The sequence below is a fragment of the Pseudoselenomonas ruminis genome, from assembly GCF_008271295.1.
GTDB lineage: Bacteria > Bacillota > Negativicutes > Selenomonadales > Selenomonadaceae > Selenomonas_A > Selenomonas_A ruminis.
In genome coordinates this window covers 14,370-30,921 of record NZ_VTOY01000010.1, presented here as the reverse complement: position 1 = coordinate 30,921, position 16,552 = coordinate 14,370, and the positions used below count along the sequence as shown (strand labels likewise).

The window sequence follows — 16,552 nt, the reverse complement described above, 5'->3', positions numbered from 1 at the left end:
CTTGACTGGCCCCTCAGACCACAGGTCTTATTTTACCGGCACACAGTGCTTGTCATTGATTTCTTTGACCTTCTGAACGCGGCGGACATATTTCTCAGCCGTCAACGGGTCCGTGTGCATCCAGGTCTTTACCGTCTCCATCGCGATGGCACCGCCGATGATTTTGCCACCCAGGCACAAAACGTTGCTGTCATTGTGCTGACGGGCCAGCTGTGCACAGAACGGATCCTGGCAGACTACCGCATAGATGCCGTTTAATTTGTTGGCAATCATCGCACTGCCGTAACCGACACCATCGACAAAAATCCCCCGGTCGCATTCGCCCGTAGCCACTGCCATAGCGGCCGGATAGACAAAATCCGACAAGTCGCAGGACTCTTCGTCATAGGTACCAAAATCCTTTACTTCATGGCCTTCATTCTCCAAATACGCCTTGATTTCCTTTTTAAAATTCGTACCCGCATGGTCATTTGCCATTGCAATTTTCATAAAAATACCTCCCGTTACCATCAGAAATAATACTTTGATTGTAACGAGAGGTTTCTTATTTGTCAACTTGACTAGCAGGCGTGATGTCCGATCATTCGCCGAGACGTTCTTTGAATACCCGCACGGCTTCCTGCTGTACTTCCTTTAACGGGACGGTCTTTTCTTCTGCGAGCCGGCGGCAGTCCTCGTATTCCGGCGACAAGCTGCAAAGTTTCCCCTTCCAGGCACTTACCTTGCAGTTTACCACACCGTATTTCGTTTCGACTTTGGCAATATGGCGGGACGCTTCCAGCCGTTTTGCCACGGGCATGACCCGCACGCCGATACTTGTCGACTCGGTGAAGATGAGATTCACGCAGGCATCTTTTCCGGCTTCGTCGACCAGGACCGACAGCTTCTGGGCCGGACGGTTTTTCTTCATTAATATTGGCGTCGTCCAAACGTCCAGCGCTCCCGCTGCGAATAATTTGTCAAAGAGATAACCATATAGCTGCGGATTCATATCATCGATATTTGCCTCAAGGATTGACAGATTGCCGCTTTCCGTTCCGCGGTATTCCCCAACGTAAAGCCGCAGGACATTGGGAATCGTCAGCTCATGGCTGCCAGCGCCATAGCCAATACATTCTGCTTCAAATCCCTTTGGAAGACCTTCGCTGTAAACGCCTAACGCTTTAACAATTCCCGCGCCAGTTGGCGTCACCAATTCCTTCTTTTCCGTCCCAGGCATTGTCTGCCACCCCAGCAAAAGCTCAGCGACGGCTGGCGCTGGTATAGGCATGAGCCCATGGGCGCAGGAGACGAAGCCACTGCCCAAAGTCAGCGGCGAAACGAAAACGCGCTCGATGCCCAGGTAATCCAGGCAAATGGCTGCGCCAACGATATCCACCACCGAATCAACTGCACCGACTTCATGAAAGGCCACCTCATCAGCTGGCTTTCCATGAACCTTCCCCTCTGCTTTGGCTATTTCCATAAAAATTGCCAAAGCCTGCTGCTTAATCGGCATTGCCAGTGACGACTGCTCCAGCATTTCCCGGATATCCCGCATCGTACGATGCTCATGATGATGATGGTGATGTTCATGCTCGTGATTTATTGCTTTTGTTTCTTTTACCTCGACATACGCAGCATGAATACCATTCCGGACAACATCAGAAACCTTCAAAAAGAATTCATCCCCGATGGGTAATTTCACTAATTCTTTTTCCAGCACAGCGGCTGGCACACCGGCCTGAAGCATAGCTCCCAAAAACATGTTGCCGCTGATTCCGGCAAAGCAATCCAGATATATTGCGCGCATTGTTTCACCTCAATTTGTTTATCTTGCTGGCCAGTGCCCCGGCACCAAAGCCATTATCAATATTAACCACCGATACTCCCATAGCACAACTGTTAAGCATCGACAGCAGTGCCGCCACGCCATGGAAAGACGCTCCATAACCGACACTTGTCGGCACGGCAATTACCGGCTTGTCCGTAAGTCCGCCCACTACGCTGGCCAAGGCTCCCTCCATTCCCGCAATGACCACGAGAACATTTGCCTCCTTTATCGCGGGCAAATGGGCAAAGAGCCGATGGATTCCCGCTACACCGCAATCGTAACAAGCCGTCACATAATTGCCGAAGAGATAAGCCGTCAGCCGTGCCTCCTCGGCTACGGGAATATCGCTGGTACCAGCCGTCAGAATCAGGATTTTATGCGCCTCATCGCGCTGGATTCTCTCGTCGCGGTCCAGATAAATCATGCGGGCCGTTTCATCGTATACCGCCTCAGGCACTTTCTCCCGCACCTTTTCATAATGTTCCCGCTCCGCCCTGGTCGCCAAAAGGTTCCCCTCACTATGCGTATAAAGGGAATAAAAGATATCCCGCACCTGCGCTGGCGTTTTTCCCGCCGCATAAATAACTTCGGGCATTCCCTGCCGCAGCTCACGATGATGGTCCACCTCGGCAAACCGCATTTCCTCAAAGGGAACATCCACAATTTTTTTTACGGCATCGTCTTCGGTAATTGTTCCAGCTTTATATTCTTGCAACAAATGGATTATCTCTGCCTCAGTCATTCGGCCACCTCAATTCTATATCTAACCAATTACATCTATTCGCGCTAAAGATGAAAAATCCTTTCGACAACAAAACCTTCCCCATAGGGAAGGTTTTGTCCATCCAATCAAATCCCAAAGAATCCACGCATAAAAATCGCCGCCGCAGCAGCACCAAAGAACGGAGCAATTCCTGGAACCAGAATACCATATTGCCAATCGTTATCTGCCTTATTCTGAATCGGTAAAACCGCATGAGCCAGGCGCGGTCCCATATCACGAGCAAGGTTCATCGCAAATCCAGTGGTACCACCCATTCCCATACCAATAGCCCAAACTAATAGCCCAATAGCAATCGGCGCCAACATTGCTGCAGTCCCCTGACAAGCCTGCAAAATCCCTAAAATACCGGATATAAAAATAAAAGTTGCAAAAAACTCGCAAAAGAAATTACGTGGTAAATTGCGAATGCCTGGTGTCGTCGAAAAAATATTACGAATGCGTACTGGGTCGATTTTTCCCACCGAAGCTTTAAAATGATCCGCATAACAAAACCACATAATCGCCGCACCAAAAAAGCCACCAGCAAGTTCCACCAAAGAAATCGGCAACACCATCCCCCAAGAAATATTTCCAAGAATTGCCTGTGCCAATACCATTGCCGGATTGATGCAAACATCACCAAACAAATATAGCGAAACCGTAATACCAAATGACCAGGTTGTTATCGCAAAGATATGGCCTGAGCCATTATATTTCGTATGTAACAGCGTGTCATCGCAATGTACGCCAATACCAAAAATAATCATCAGGGCTGTCCCCATAAATTCTGCCAACAATTGATGTTCCATAAATCATTCTCCTATCCTTTTATTCCCCTACAATAACAGCTAGTCCATCCGGAATGACAGCTACCTTTGCTTCGTTTCCTTCATATTTATACGCCATGTTCATTGCTTCATCAAAACTTTTGGCCAATTCCATATGCATGTCCGTAATAAGATGTGCCTGAACCAGATCCGACACAACAATGACGCGATGATGCGAAAGTATTCTCGCCAAAATCTGCGACGTCCACTGGTCGGGAATTGTCTCAAGACGTGGCGTGCTTATCGCTTTCTGCAAAAATTCCTGTGGCGTTTGCACATCCGCCAGATTATGATAGAACCCCTCACCACCATGACCATCAGCGCAGCCAGCTACCATAACAATCGTACCGCCATCCTTGTTAGCCGCTTCGGCAGCTGTCATGCCCTTAACTGCCTGATAAATATTCTGGTCAAGCGGGTAACCGCCATTGGTTGATATCGTAATGTCAGCCTGTACGGGTGGCACATGTGCCAAATCTGCTACAAATGCACACCCCTTTTCATGGGCTCGCTCGAGATCGCCAGCAAACGAACCAATGATTTCTTTATCTTCATTAAGCACAACATTTAAGATAAACGTTAACCCAGCTGTACGTGCTGCATAAACCATATCGCGATGAATCGGATTATCCAGCAAATTGCCCGTACGCGCAAAATTCGAATTAATGAACTCACCACAGTGATTAGCCATAATCGTCTTATACGAAGCAACGCCTGGTAGAACTGACTTACGCCCGCCCGAAAAACCGGCAAAAAAATGCGACTCAATAAAGCCTTCTGCAATTAACAAATCGGCCTCAACAGCTGTGCGATTGACGATGCATTCACCACCACTTGGCAATGTTCCAATTTTTGTCATAGAGGAATCATCCGTTGATACATGCATGACGATGTTTTCGTTACGTACGATTTCTTCCCCGTACTTGGCCACCAGCTCTTCATGTGTTGACGGACGATGGAATCCTGTAGCCACCAGAATACTGATTTGTGCCTCCGGCTCAACCGAACGAATTCGACGCAAGAGAATCGGCATCGTAATATGTGACGGAACTGGACGCGTATGATCCGAGCTAATAATCGTTATTTTTTTCTTCCCTTTTACCAATTCCTCTAACCGTGGAGAACCAATAGGATTATCCAACGACTCTTCCACTAGCTTCTCTTGTCCCTTATCGGCTTTATATCCTGCCGCCTTGGACTCTAATACCGCCAATAAATTTTCATCAGCTATTTCAGCCTTAATTGCTCCTTTGTCATACGGCAACGAAATTTCCATTGTAAAAACCTCTCTTTCCAAATGCTTCCATTTTGAGTACAATAAGATTTAACACAAACTGTCTTCCGCAAGACAAATATAGCGTAACATAAGCCAATTAATTTGTTTCATCAATACTTACAGTATGTTACCGTAAAAACTGCAAACCCTCACGACATTCAGAAAGAAGGATTCTCTTGCTACCCATTCTCGACAAATCCCAGCAAAAAGAATATGCCTTGCTCAGTCTTTTAGATTCGAACGACTGTTACTTTTCCTGTCAAGAACTGGCCCAAAAACTCGGACTTTCCGAGCGAACCATTCACAAACATCTCAAAAACCTTACCGAGCTCTTGCGCGAACACTACGACAAGGACTTCCATATTGAACGCAGTACTGCACTTGGGATACGGCTATATCGTGCCCCTTGGCTTAACATTCACACCATCTACACGAAATTGGCCCAGGAATCGATGACCTATTCCTTTTTCCATACGATATTTTTAGAAACAGCTGATTCGACAACCGCGTTCTGCCTAACCCATTACCTTAGTCCAGCTTCCCTTTATCGTACACTTTCCCCTATGCGCGATGCGATTTCTGCCTTTTCATTATCGCTCGACATCGCTAATATGCGACTTTCCGGCGAAGAAATGCAAATTCGCTACTTCTTCAACAATTTTTATCTGCAAATCTATCGTGGCTACGATTGGCCCTTTCCAGGCATATCACGTCAACGCATCATGAATGCCATCGAGGACATTTTAAATGCTCTTGATTTTCCCATGTCTATCAACGATCGTAAGCATTTTTCCTATTGGCTGGCCATCATCGCGCACCGTTTGACGCTACGCCACCCGCTTTCGTCCCCCATTCCTGTCGAATTAGGACTTAATAATGAAGCCTACAAAACTTGCCTGCCTGCCATCCAACGCTTTTTTCAGCGCTTCCGTCTCCCCATCATTACCGCCGAATGTCAATTTATCTTTTACCTGCTCCATGCATTCCCCTTTGGCGAAAATATCCAACAATGTCTTTTTGCCGCAGCCCGCGATGCCCGCGGTTTTGACTGTCTGCCACTTACAGCCACCGACCATTTCATGGCTGTTTTTGCCCGCAATTTCCCTGACTGGGTTGGTATGGGTGCACCTAGCTTTCGTCAAAAATTACACCGTCTCCATTTTCATGGGGCCTTATTCAGCGGTAGTTCCGATCTTCCCGAACGTTATCCATTTCTCAAGACTTATCAAACCACCTATCCCAATTTCGCTACACATATCCAAAACCTCTATCAAGCACTGGCCCCACACCCCTGCGGCCGTTGTTTCACCGACGCCCGTTACCTGCTCCCGCACTACATCTTATTATGCAGCCAATACTTTGATTTAACAGCTACAGAATCCGTTATATCTTTATCGATGCTGACAGATTACGGCCCCATATACGAAGAAAAAATCAAACAGGAAATATTCTCACGGTTTCAGGATAACTTCCATATAAAATTTGTTCCTACTCACCTAGCTTATGATTTGTTGATTACCAATCTGCCAGCCCCCATTCACCCTCCCGATCATCTCACCATGTCTATCCATAACGCTTTCAATTTACGAGAGTGGAAAATACTCGAAGAATTACTAACCCATATCCGCGCACAAAAAGCATCAAATATAAAATCCCTCTAAAAATACAAATACAACGGGGCTGTGAAAAATAATTACTTATTTTTCACAGCCCCGTTGTATTTGCCACGGCCATACTTATCCTTTTGTTAAAAGCAAAGAATCCTCGCAAAGAGTAAATCCCTGTCATTTGTTCTTTGCAACTTTTTCCACCTGTGCAGCCCCCTCGGGTGCTGCAGCGGCCACTGCCGACTGCTGTGCCTGCCGTGCGGCCTGCTGATTCATCTGTGCTTTCGCCTGCTTGAGCACATTAAGTGCCTGCTGGAGACCCTGCTGAGCCTGCTGAACCCCCTGGAACGTTCCCGTCACATGCGAAATCAATTGGTCAAATACCTGATTGGCATAAGCATCCGCATCGCTCTGCAGCTGCATCGCATTTTTCTGCGTGCGCTCCATGATTTCTTTTTCCTGCTGCTGCGTCTGCTGCAGGATGGTCTTTGCCTTTTCCTTCGCCTGCAGGACGATTTCGCTCTCATCCGTCACGCGGTTGGCATATTCTTTTGCTTCCTTCTTAATCTGCTCAGCCTCTTTTTCAGCATTGCGGATAATCTCATCCCGATTCTTCATGATTTCATCGGCACGATTGAGTTCTTTCGGAAGGTCGTTGCGCAGCTCATCAACGTAATGAATCAGTTCATTATCATTAATCAGCGTTTTTTCCGTAAAAGGAAAATGCGAAGCTCCAACTACCATATTTTCTAATTTATCTAAGGTATCGCGTACTGACATATTCCGCTTACTTCCTTTCTCTATCATCTAAATTCATCATCGCCTGCTCAACGCATTCCGGCACCAGTCCATGGATATCCCCATGAAACCGGAACAACTCCCGGACCCCCGAAGAACTCACAAAGGAGTAATCGGGACGCGTCAAAAGAAAAATCGTATCAATCGAAGGCTCAATATGGCGAATCATATACGCCTCATTTTCCTCATATTCGAGATCTTTGACCGAACGAATGCCACGCACAATAATCCGGGCATCATGTTTCTTCATAAAATCCGTAATGAGTCCCTCAAATGACATGACCTTGACGTTTGTCAAATGGCTGACCGATTGCCGAAGCAGTTCCACCCGCTGGTCAATCGGAAAAAATCCCTTTTTCTGTACGTTGTGAAACACACAGATTATCAGCTCATCGAACATCGTACTTGCCCGCTCAAATACGTCTATATGACCATTTGTCACGGGGTCAAAGCTTCCCGAGCACACAGCCCGTCTCATGACTCCACCTCCTCAACATACTCGCGCCACTGATAGAAACTCAGCTGCGTTGTATGCCCATAGCGGCGGTTCATGACCTGAACCAATGAGTTAAGCTTGGGAATCTCATTTTCATCGGCACCATGCTCGATAACTAAAATTCCGTTGCGGGCCATAAGACCTGTTGACTGGTCAATTATCAAAAGCGCCTTTTCCCAAAGCCCAACGTGATACGGCGGGTCGCAAAAAATCAAATTGAACGATTCCCGGCTTGCAGACAAGCGGCCCAGTTCAGCGAATACATCGCCGCCTCGCACCACTGCTCTATCCTGCATACGCGTCAGCCGGACATTCTCCTGCATGATATCCGCCGTAGCCTTGTCGACCATCACACATGCCTTGGCACCACGCGATAAAGCCTCCAAGCCCAAATTACCAGTTCCCGCAAAGATATCCAGTACCTTGCGGTCTATGACTTTTTGTCCCAGGATATTAAAAAGCGATTCCTTTACCCGGTCAGCAGTAGGCCTCGTATTCCAGCCTTTTGGCGTTTTCAGCCGGCAGCCCCGGGCTGATCCCGTGATGATTCTCATAGGTTCCACTCCATCCTGTCCTTATGGTTTCTGTAATGTTCATCCTTGACAAAGACAAACTTACAGCAAACAAATACATTTTAACATATTTTCTCCGAATAGTGAACTATCCGTATGGTATAATATTCAAAGATTCTACTACTATTTTATACAGGAGTATATTGTGAAACAAAGCTATAAATATCTGACACTGCTGGGGCTGCTCATCCTGCTGCTGGCCGCCTGGCATCTGTGCCGCCCGGCACCAGTGGCCATCACAGCCGACCCCGCCCGTCAGGAAACGGCAAAAATCCTGCTGGTTCCGCTTGACGGCAGACCACCCTGCCGTCAGTTCGTAATCGATGCCGGCCGCATCGCCGGTCTTTTGGTTGCCCCGCCCCCGCATGAATTACAGGACTATTATTCCCAGCCAGGTGACACCGAAGGGATGAAGCAGTGGCTTTCCGCGAACATCGGAAACAGCCAGGCTGTCATCCTGTCTATCGACCAGCTGCTCTACGGTGGACTGCTTACCGCCCGGGAAAAAGAAAAGACACCGGAAGAACGGCAGCAGCTGATTGCTTTTCTGCGCCAGCTCCACAACGAACATCCTGACGTTCCCATTTACGCCTTTAGTATCCTCCCGCGCCAAACGCCCCAGGACACCATCGATGGGTATTGGGAGCGGCGTAATCTATTGGCTTATTCGCGCTTGAAGGGACGCCAGGCTGAGGGGCTTCCCGTTTCCACCGAAGAACTGCAAAAGCTGGAAGAATCCATTCCCGCTGAAAGCCTTGCCCGCTATTTAGCTCATTTTGAAGAAAACCGCCTGCTGAACGAAGAACTCATCCAGCTCACCAAAGACGGTGTGCTCACGCAGCTCGTACTTGGACAGGACGATGGAGAACCCTACACGATTCCCAACATCGAAAAGAAGCAGCTGCAACGCTATATTCAGGAGCAAAACCTTCCAGCGGACAAAGTTTTTTTAACCCATGGCGCTGACGAAATCGCCCTCTCGCTGCTGTCGCTTATTCAAAACCGCCGTGCCGGATTCAAGCCACGCGTTTTCATCCAGTATGCCGCGCCTGACATGTCAGCGCGCATCATGCCCTATATGGCGGTTTCCATTGATGAAACCGTCAAGGAAAAAATTGCCCTGCTGGGCGGTGAAGAGACTACCAGTGCGGAAGATGCCGACTTTACGCTCTATCTATCGGCCTGTGACAAGGATACCGGCGATGTCACAGCACGGCAAACGGCCGTACACCAGCTTCTGGCGAATCAGCAGGAAGGTATTCCCACGGCCCTGGTTGATCTCAGCAAACATTTTGAAGCCAATGAAACCGTTCTTCCCCTGCTTATCGAAGCGGACTATCCCTTGAATAGTCTCATCGCTTACGCAGGCTGGAACACGACCAGCAATGCCATTGGAACTGCCCTTGCCCAAGCCAGCCTCTACGAAGCTTCCCGGCAGCAGACCGATGACCGTCAGGAAATGATTGGCCTTACTGCCGCCAACCTCACGTTTCTCCAGAGCCGTATTCTCGAAGATTATTTTTATCTCAAAGATGATATCGAACTGGTCAATCAAAATCTAAAAAAAGCCGGCTACCACAATACAGCCGACCTTGACCTCGAGCATAATTACCGCTGGGCCAATCGCATGGTACAAACCACCATGCAGCAGCACGTTGCCAGCTACAAGCAGACAAAATCCGCCCGCACACCGGTAAAATTCTCCACACCTGCCGGCGATTTCTCGCTGATGATGCAGGACTTAACCGTAGAGCTCAGCTATCCCTGGCCAAGAACTTTTGAAATCTGGCTCCAGGCTGCTCCATCCTTCGCCATTCCCCAGTAAGAATAATTTCTTTTTAGGTGTTGACAATCGCATCATCATCCGATATAATTTATAAATGTTGACGGCACTTGTTGCCGGATATACAGGGGTATCGCCAAGTTGGTAAGGCACGGGTCTCTGAATCCCGCATGCGTTGGTTCGAGTCCAGCTACCCCTGCCATAGAAATTTTACCGCTATCGGCTGATAGCGGTTTTTTTGTACCCAAAACAAACAAAAAGTGGCAAGGATAATCATTTCGAAAATCCTCGCCACATTTTTATTTCACAGAATGGATAGGTGGCAGCTCTACAATCTTTTCCGTGCCTTGCCCATGCGCCTCGGCAACTTTTTCAATTGGCGGCAATTCCACAGCCTTTCCTACGGCCTCCACCGGAGGAAGCGCCTGGACCTCGCCGTGAACCAGCTGAGCAGGCTGAACGGGTTGGACTGGCGGCAGCGGCACGGTCTTACCAGCTGCGGACACATTCCCCGTCTGTTTTTTCGCATGCTGCGCAGCCGCAACTGGCTCCGGTTCTGGCAGTGCTACTACGTTTCCTTCAGATACTTTGCCAATGCTCCCGATTGTGCCATCCCCGCGCAGCGGATAGATGCGCAAATCCGTATCCGAATCATCAATAGCTTGCTGTCCACTTGTTCCCGCTGAATAGGTGCCGCTTCCCCACGCTGCTTCAGCGCCGCTTCCTGAACCATCTGGCTTCAAGCTGCCATTTACGCCAGCATCACTTCCCGCCAGGCCCGCTCCGGCAGAATTTCCTGCGGAAGTACCTGCTCCGCCCGGACTGTCAAAGCCATTGCTGCCGGCATTCCCATTGCCGCTGGTAATATTCCCGCCTGGGGTATTAATGCCTGCCTGCCAGCCGGCTGTACCTGCTCCCGGGTTTTGCGGATGAATGCGCTTTTTCTTGCCTGCATCGACATCTGCCGCCGTAATAATGATAGGAACGGCCTTCTCCGCTGCCACTTCTGCCTGCGGTGTTTCCACCGTCATCTTTTTTGCTTCTTGTTGTACCGCTTCCCAACGAAAATCAGCCTGATTTCCCTGCTGCTGCGCATCTACATCGCTCATATCCACGCCTGCGTAACAGGTCGACGATATCATTGCCATGACCGCCACCATCAGTGCCGCCTTCGTCCGTTTTGTATAATTCATCCGGTTAGCCCCCAATATATCGTAATGATGCGTAAATTCATTTTATCTTTTATTTAATTCGGCAAACACGGAAAAAATCCTTCTTAGCTGACAAAAAGAGACTGCGTGATTTCGCAGTCTCTTTTTGTCTATCGTTTATTTTTCATTGAAGCTCATAGCACCGTTCTGGAATTTGACAATTTCACTGTCGCGAAGCACGGGATTATCAATGAGCTGCAGGGAATAGCAGCCGCCTTTGTTGCCGCGGAAGAACAGCACCGCCATCTGCGTATCAGCTTTTGCCGTTACGTCCGGCTTGCCATCCCCATCCGTATCCAGTTCTACTTCCTTCGCAGTCAGCGCATAGATGGCTTTGTTGTTCTTGGTAAGATTTACTACCATAACACCCTCATAGGGATTGCTCTGCATGATGCCTTCCAGATATTTTTTTGCTTCAGCTTCATTCATTTTATTGAAATCCGGCGTTTTCTTCTTGTCGAAAGCATCCGCCAGCACGATCCAGGCATTTTTGATATTGTAGCCATCGTTATCAAAAATCAATACCTCACCTTTCCGGCCTTCCATCAGCAGGCTGGCAGGAATGACATTGGGCTTTTTCGGGCATACTATCGTATAGCCATAGTTCTTGCTCGTATAAAGATAGCCTTCGGCTGTTGCTGTTTGCGACACAGCGGCTGCTTTATCTTTCTTCGCCTCTGCGGTCTGCACTCCGCCCGCGATCAGCAGCGAAACAGCCAGACAGCCAATCATCATCATGCCTTTTTTCCAATTCATGAATCATGCCTTCTTTCCCCTACGAATCTCAACGCTTGCGCGCTGGTTCAACATTTATTTTGTAGCCCTTAACCGTATTACGGTGCATGACATTCATGACCCGCTCTGCTACATTTTCTGGTACCTCTACGAAAGTAAAACGGTCGTAGATATTGATGACGCCAATGGTATCTCCCGGGATATCCGCCTCGCCGGCAATAGCCCGCACGATATCCGACGGACGAATCTTCTGGCTGCGTCCAATGTTCAAGAACAAGCGCACCATGCCAGGAGCTCCGCCCGTATCCCCAAAGCCGTCTTTATCTTTCGGACTTTCCTCCTTGAATCCCTCCAGCGAAAGTTTCAAGGCCGCTGCAGCAATATCCACCATATCGAAGCCTTCATCTGCTACATCTGAAATGATGGTATGATAATCATCGTAATGATTCTGCTGCAGTGTCTTAATCAGCCGCTCCTGAACCAAATCCTTCTGCCGTTCCAGAATATCCGAAGCGGAAGGAAGTTCCCGGCGCTGAATCTTCGTATGGGCCAGCTTCATAATCAAGCGGAGCTGCCGATACTCCTTCGGTTCAATAAAAGTCATAGCCACACCGGTGCGGCCAGCACGGCCCGTACGCCCGATGCGATGAACATAAGACTCATGGTCCTGCGGAATATCATAGTTGATGACATGGGTGATATCATCGATGTCAATGCCGCGGGCGGCTACATCCGTAGCAATCAGCACGTCGATACGCCCTTCGCGGAACTTCTTCATCACGCGGTCACGCTGAATCTGCGACAGGTCCCCATGAAGACCGCCCGCTGAATAGCCACGAGCATCGAGCGAAGCTGCCAAATCATCCACCGCGCGCTTCGTGCGGCAGAATATGATGAGCTTGCCGGTCTCTTCAACATCGAGGACGCGGCAAAGTCCATCAAATTTCTGGCGGGTCTCATAATACACCTGGTCAATCAATGGCACGGTCAAATTTTCGCGCGTAATCGTCACCTGCTGCGGATTTTTCATATAGCGGCGCGAAAGCTTTTCAATCGGACCTGGCATCGTAGCCGAGAACAGCAGCGTCTGGCGCTCTTCCGGCAGATTGCGGATAATCGTTTCGATATCCTCGATAAAGCCCATATCCAGCATTTCGTCTGCCTCATCCAGCACCAGCGTCTGGACATCGCCTAAACGGATCGTTTCACGGTGCAGATGGTCCAGCAGGCGGCCCGGCGTTCCCACGATAATATGAACGCCCCGTTTCAGCGCGCGAATCTGGCGGTCGATGGACTGTCCACCATAAATAGGAAGCGTGCGGACGCGCTTGAATTTGCCGATTTTGTTCAATTCCTCGGCCGTCTGAATCGCCAGTTCACGGGTTGGTGTCAAAACCAGCGCCTGAATGCGATGATTTTTTTCCATCACCTTTTCGACAGTTGGAATGCCAAACGCCGCTGTTTTGCCAGTTCCTGTCTGTGCCTGACCGATGACATCATGACCTTCCAAAGCCAAGGGAATCGTCTGTGCCTGAATCGGCGATGGCTCCTCAAAGCCCATGGCCTCTACCGCCTGCAGGATTTTGCGGCTAAGGTTTATCTCACCAAATTGTTTTAATTCCTGTTTCAAAAAAATCCTCCTGATAAATACGTTACGATCATTTGCAGAGCCTTCTCTGCACTTTGCTGCTTGATTTCCTTACGTTCCCCATGAAAATGATTTTCGCAGACTCTGGTTCCCCTGCTGCCGGCAACAGCAATATAAACCAGTCCCACAGGCCGCTCGCTCGTGCCTCCCCCCGGTCCGGCAATACCGGTTATGCCAACGCCAAGGTCCGTGCCGATTACGCGGCGGATGCCTTCGGCCATTTCGCCAGCAGTCTCAGCCGACACTTCGGTATAGGCGGCAATCGTCGCCGGATTGACCCCGACCAGCCGCTCTTTTATCGGATTGGTGTACGATACCACTGAGCCCATAACGTAAGCCGAACTTCCCGGAACATCGGTCAGCCTACTCGTAAGCAGCCCGCCGGTACACGACTCTGCACAGGCGATTGTTTGCTGACTGTCCATGAGCAGCCTGCCTGCCGTCTCCTCCATCGTTTCCATGGTTATGCCTCCCATTACTCCGGCAGTTTTTCGCCTACCACATCATAGGTGAAGCCCTGCAGGACTTTCACCTTGATGATATCACCTGGCTTGCTGTCCGTATCATTTTCCACATATACCTGTCCATCGACTTCCGGCGCTTCGCGGTAAGAACGGCCAACACAGATATTCGGCTGTTCCTCGTCACGGCCTTCCACCAAGACCTCGAGTTCTTTGCCCTCGAAAGATTGGTTTACCTCCTCCGAAATCTTGCTCTGCAGACTCATGAGGTCATGATAGCGCTCCTGCATGACTTCTTCGGGCACCTGATTCGGCATGTCATAGGCGGGCGTGTCTTCCTCGCGGGAATAGGTAAAGACGCCCACTTTGTCCAAACGCTGCTCTTCCAGGAAATTGCGCAGGGTCTGGAACTGCTCATCCGTTTCGCCAGGGAAACCAACGATAAACGTCGAGCGGATGGTAACGCCTGGAATTCTCTTGCGGAGTTTCTCGAGCAAGGCGACCATCTCCTCACGCGTATCCGGACGATGCATGGAGCGCAAGAGGTCATTGTCCGCATGCTGGAGCGGCAAATCAACATACTTGCAGATTTTCGGCTCCGAGGCATATACATCGATGAGCTCATCCGTAAAGAATTTCGGATAGAGGTACAGCGTGCGAACCCATTTGAGTTTCGGCACCTTGACCACATTCCGCAAGAGTTCTGCCAACGACGGTTTGCCATAAATATCCTTGCCGTACATTGTGCTGTCCTGGGCAATCAAAACGACTTCCCGCACACCTTTTTCGGTGAGATGCTCAATCTCCTTACAGATATCTTCGATGCGGCGGCTGCGGTAATGGCCGCGAATCTGCGGAATCGCACAAAATGCACAATGATTGTCACAGCCTTCTGCAATCTTGACATAGGCCGTATAGTCTGGCGTTGTCGTAATACGCGGCGTCTTTTCATCGTAGAGTGTATCATCGTTATCAGCAATGACTACGCGGTGTCCCTTAAGCGTTTCCTCGACTGCTTCCATAATACGGCTCCAGGCACCAGTCCCGAGGATGGCATCAGCCTCTGGCAACTCATCGAGGAGTTCCTGCTTATACCGCTGACCCAGACAGCCGGCAACAATCAAACTGCGGCACCGCCCGGTCTCCTTGTAATCGGCCATGTTGAGAACCGTCGTGATGGATTCCTCTTTTGCCGACTGGATAAACGCACACGTATTGACGATGAGAATATCTGCCTCGGCTGGGTCGGACGTCAGCTCAATGCCATGTGCCTTGAGTTCTCCGAGCATGACCTCCGTATCTACCAAATTCTTGGAACAGCCAAGACTAATAAAACCTGCTTTCACTTTTTTGCCTCCTAATTTCTATTTCCCAAAACAAGACACAGAGGATACTGCCCGTATCTACAGGCCGCATCCTCTGTTTTAGCCAATCATTTGAAGCGAATCTCCTTCACCCAGCGGTCAAGAAAATCATGTTTTTGTTCGGTACTGAACAGTCCCGGCTGGTTAAAGAGAATCATATTTTTGCCCGCAAACGACTTGTACGCAAGCGTTCCCGGATTCGTTGGCACAAAATAGAAGCCCTGCTCCTGCAAAGCCAGTTGAGCCTCATCCGTAAGCAGCCAATCCGAAAACTCCTTGGCCGCTGCGGCATCTTTCTCACCCGCCTTGACCGCCATGGCGGTACCAGTCACCATAGCCGCGGTTCCATCCGCAGGGTATACTACCTGTAACGGATAGCCGTCCTGCATATAACGGATAGTCTCACTCTCGACCGCAATCGAAATGTCGACTTCGCCCATTCCGGCCTGACGGACCGGATTGGACAAATAGCGCGCATACTGTACCACCTTGGGGTGAATCTGCCGCCAGATATCATAAGCAGCCGCATCGCCAAATTGGGCAATCATGCTGATGAGCAGATTCGCCGAAGCATCGGCGGCCAAAAAATCCGTCACACCAATGCGAACCTGTTTCTTTCGGGCTAACTCTGCCCAAGTGTCCGGGATTTGCTGCTGCGTTTTCAGATAATCCCTGTTGACACAAAAGACGATTGGGTCATACCAGACCCCCACCCAGTAACCATTCTCCTCGCGGAAATCCGAAGCTACCTGGTCGCCCGCCTGGGACAAATACGGTTTAAGCTCACCAGCTGCAGCGGCCTTCATAAGGGTTTCACGGTCTGCCAATACCATCGCACAGGGGCCAGTATCCCCCTCCGCCTGTTCCTTAAGGCGGCTTAGGATTTTGTCGGACGATAGCGGCACAAAATTAACCCTTACCCCATGCTGTTTCTCATACGCAGCGGTAAGGATTGATACATGCTCAGCCGGCAGTGTTGTATAAACGGTAAACTCCTGCATAGGACGCCGTTCCGTATCATGGCCGGCACCTGCCAAATAGGCAGAACCAGTCACCACAATCAAAAGCAGCAAAAATGACGTCAACAGGAGTGATGTATATCTTCTCATGAAAGAAAACCTCATCCCAAAAGACAAAACTAATTAGTATCATTCTATCATAAGAAAAGGACCACCGCAATACAGCGGCAGTCCCTATT

At 49.5% G+C, this 16,552-nt stretch carries 16 protein-coding genes and 1 tRNA gene; 3 read left to right on the top strand and 14 right to left on the bottom strand.

Annotated elements, in window-relative coordinates:
• Positions 1-27: 27 nt before the first annotated feature.
• The 5 genes from FZ040_RS10660 to larA form a co-directional block, all read right to left on the bottom strand.
• A complete protein-coding gene (locus FZ040_RS10660) occupies positions 28-489 on the bottom strand; it encodes an RpiB/LacA/LacB family sugar-phosphate isomerase (RefSeq protein ID WP_149171964.1) in 462 nt (153 codons plus the stop codon).
• 91 nt (positions 490-580) lie between these two features.
• Positions 581-1,792 (bottom strand): nickel pincer cofactor biosynthesis protein LarC, encoded by a 1,212-nt coding sequence (larC, locus tag FZ040_RS10655; RefSeq protein WP_149171963.1) that lies wholly within the window; start codon positions 1,790-1,792, stop codon positions 581-583.
• Positions 1,793-1,796: 4 nt separating this feature from the next.
• Positions 1,797-2,555, bottom strand: coding sequence for a nickel pincer cofactor biosynthesis protein LarB (gene larB, locus FZ040_RS10650; protein ID WP_149171962.1), 759 nt, complete (start codon positions 2,553-2,555; stop codon positions 1,797-1,799).
• 107 nt (positions 2,556-2,662) lie between these two features.
• Positions 2,663-3,385 (bottom strand): D/L-lactic acid transporter LarD, encoded by a 723-nt coding sequence (larD, locus tag FZ040_RS10645; RefSeq protein ID WP_149171961.1) that lies wholly within the window; start codon positions 3,383-3,385, stop codon positions 2,663-2,665.
• A gap of 19 nt (positions 3,386-3,404) precedes the next feature.
• Complete coding sequence (gene larA, locus FZ040_RS10640) at positions 3,405-4,679, bottom strand: nickel-dependent lactate racemase (RefSeq protein ID WP_149171960.1); 1,275 nt, start codon at positions 4,677-4,679, stop codon at positions 3,405-3,407.
• A gap of 176 nt (positions 4,680-4,855) precedes the next feature.
• On the opposite strand from larA, the gene FZ040_RS10635 reads away from it, so the two are divergent.
• Positions 4,856-6,340, top strand: coding sequence for an AcpB/EbpR/MafR family transcriptional regulator (locus FZ040_RS10635; RefSeq protein ID WP_149171959.1), 1,485 nt, complete (start codon positions 4,856-4,858; stop codon positions 6,338-6,340).
• A gap of 123 nt (positions 6,341-6,463) precedes the next feature.
• Here the strand turns inward: FZ040_RS10635 and FZ040_RS10630 are convergent, their stop codons facing one another.
• The 3 genes from FZ040_RS10630 to rsmD are packed head-to-tail and all read right to left on the bottom strand — an operon-like array spanning position 6,464 to position 8,134.
• On the bottom strand, positions 6,464-7,066 hold the full coding sequence (locus tag FZ040_RS10630) for an ATPase (RefSeq protein WP_255448850.1): 603 nt from the start codon (positions 7,064-7,066) through the stop codon (positions 6,464-6,466).
• A 7-nt stretch (positions 7,067-7,073) separates the two neighbouring features.
• Positions 7,074-7,562, bottom strand: a complete 489-nt coding sequence (gene coaD / locus FZ040_RS10625; protein ID WP_149171958.1) for a pantetheine-phosphate adenylyltransferase — start codon at positions 7,560-7,562, stop codon at positions 7,074-7,076.
• Positions 7,559-8,134 (bottom strand): 16S rRNA (guanine(966)-N(2))-methyltransferase RsmD, encoded by a 576-nt coding sequence (gene rsmD / locus FZ040_RS10620; protein WP_149171957.1) that lies wholly within the window; start codon positions 8,132-8,134, stop codon positions 7,559-7,561. Before rsmD ends, coaD begins: the two co-directional genes overlap by 4 nt.
• Positions 8,135-8,297: 163 nt before the next feature.
• Between rsmD and FZ040_RS10615 the strand changes: the two genes are divergently transcribed.
• Both FZ040_RS10615 and FZ040_RS10610 read left to right on the top strand, forming a co-directional pair.
• The gene (locus tag FZ040_RS10615) at positions 8,298-9,977 is read left to right on the top strand and encodes a DUF4127 family protein (RefSeq protein ID WP_255448849.1); all 1,680 of its coding nucleotides are present in this window, start codon (positions 8,298-8,300) and stop codon (positions 9,975-9,977) included.
• An 84-nt stretch (positions 9,978-10,061) separates the two neighbouring features.
• Positions 10,062-10,137: transfer RNA gene (locus FZ040_RS10610), tRNA-Gln, on the top strand.
• A gap of 97 nt (positions 10,138-10,234) precedes the next feature.
• On the opposite strand, the gene FZ040_RS10605 is transcribed toward FZ040_RS10610, so the two are convergent.
• The 6 genes from FZ040_RS10605 to FZ040_RS10580 all read right to left on the bottom strand — a co-directional run bounded on the left by FZ040_RS10605 (position 10,235) and on the right by FZ040_RS10580 (position 16,463).
• Positions 10,235-11,128 (bottom strand): hypothetical protein, encoded by an 894-nt coding sequence (locus tag FZ040_RS10605; protein ID WP_149171956.1) that lies wholly within the window; start codon positions 11,126-11,128, stop codon positions 10,235-10,237.
• 135 nt (positions 11,129-11,263) lie between these two features.
• On the bottom strand, positions 11,264-11,902 hold the full coding sequence (locus FZ040_RS10600; RefSeq protein ID WP_149171955.1) for a hypothetical protein: 639 nt from the start codon (positions 11,900-11,902) through the stop codon (positions 11,264-11,266).
• A gap of 28 nt (positions 11,903-11,930) precedes the next feature.
• Complete coding sequence (locus tag FZ040_RS10595) at positions 11,931-13,511, bottom strand: DEAD/DEAH box helicase (RefSeq protein ID WP_149171954.1); 1,581 nt, start codon at positions 13,509-13,511, stop codon at positions 11,931-11,933.
• A complete protein-coding gene (locus FZ040_RS10590; RefSeq protein ID WP_255448847.1) occupies positions 13,508-13,990 on the bottom strand; it encodes a CinA family protein in 483 nt (160 codons plus the stop codon). Before FZ040_RS10590 ends, FZ040_RS10595 begins: the two co-directional genes overlap by 4 nt.
• Positions 13,991-14,004: 14 nt before the next feature.
• Entirely contained in the window at positions 14,005-15,336 is a 1,332-nt protein-coding gene (gene rimO / locus FZ040_RS10585) for a 30S ribosomal protein S12 methylthiotransferase RimO (protein WP_149171952.1), read from the bottom strand.
• Between the two features lie 86 nt (positions 15,337-15,422).
• Positions 15,423-16,463: an ABC transporter substrate-binding protein gene (locus tag FZ040_RS10580; protein ID WP_149171951.1), complete on the bottom strand. Its 1,041-nt coding sequence runs from the start codon at positions 16,461-16,463 to the stop codon at positions 15,423-15,425.
• Positions 16,464-16,552 lie beyond the last annotated feature (89 nt).

Bases quoted from the DNA above. Each gene is read 5' to 3' on its own strand.
- FZ040_RS10660 (WP_149171964.1), bottom strand. From the start codon at position 489: ATGAAAATTGCAATGGCAAATGACCATGCGGGTACGAATTTTAAAAAG.
- larC (WP_149171963.1), bottom strand. From the start codon at position 1,792: ATGCGCGCAATATATCTGGATTGCTTTGCCGGAATCAGCGGCAACATG.
- larB (WP_149171962.1), bottom strand. From the start codon at position 2,555: ATGACTGAGGCAGAGATAATCCATTTGTTGCAAGAATATAAAGCTGGA.
- larD (WP_149171961.1), bottom strand. From the start codon at position 3,385: ATGGAACATCAATTGTTGGCAGAATTTATGGGGACAGCCCTGATGATT.
- larA (WP_149171960.1), bottom strand. From the start codon at position 4,679: ATGGAAATTTCGTTGCCGTATGACAAAGGAGCAATTAAGGCTGAAATA.
- FZ040_RS10630 (WP_255448850.1), bottom strand. From the start codon at position 7,066: ATGTCAGTACGCGATACCTTAGATAAATTAGAAAATATGGTAGTTGGA.
- coaD (WP_149171958.1), bottom strand. From the start codon at position 7,562: ATGAGACGGGCTGTGTGCTCGGGAAGCTTTGACCCCGTGACAAATGGT.
- rsmD (WP_149171957.1), bottom strand. From the start codon at position 8,134: ATGAGAATCATCACGGGATCAGCCCGGGGCTGCCGGCTGAAAACGCCA.
- FZ040_RS10605 (WP_149171956.1), bottom strand. From the start codon at position 11,128: ATGAATTATACAAAACGGACGAAGGCGGCACTGATGGTGGCGGTCATG.
- FZ040_RS10600 (WP_149171955.1), bottom strand. From the start codon at position 11,902: ATGAATTGGAAAAAAGGCATGATGATGATTGGCTGTCTGGCTGTTTCG.
- FZ040_RS10590 (WP_255448847.1), bottom strand. From the start codon at position 13,990: ATGGAAACGATGGAGGAGACGGCAGGCAGGCTGCTCATGGACAGTCAG.
- FZ040_RS10580 (WP_149171951.1), bottom strand. From the start codon at position 16,463: ATGAGAAGATATACATCACTCCTGTTGACGTCATTTTTGCTGCTTTTG.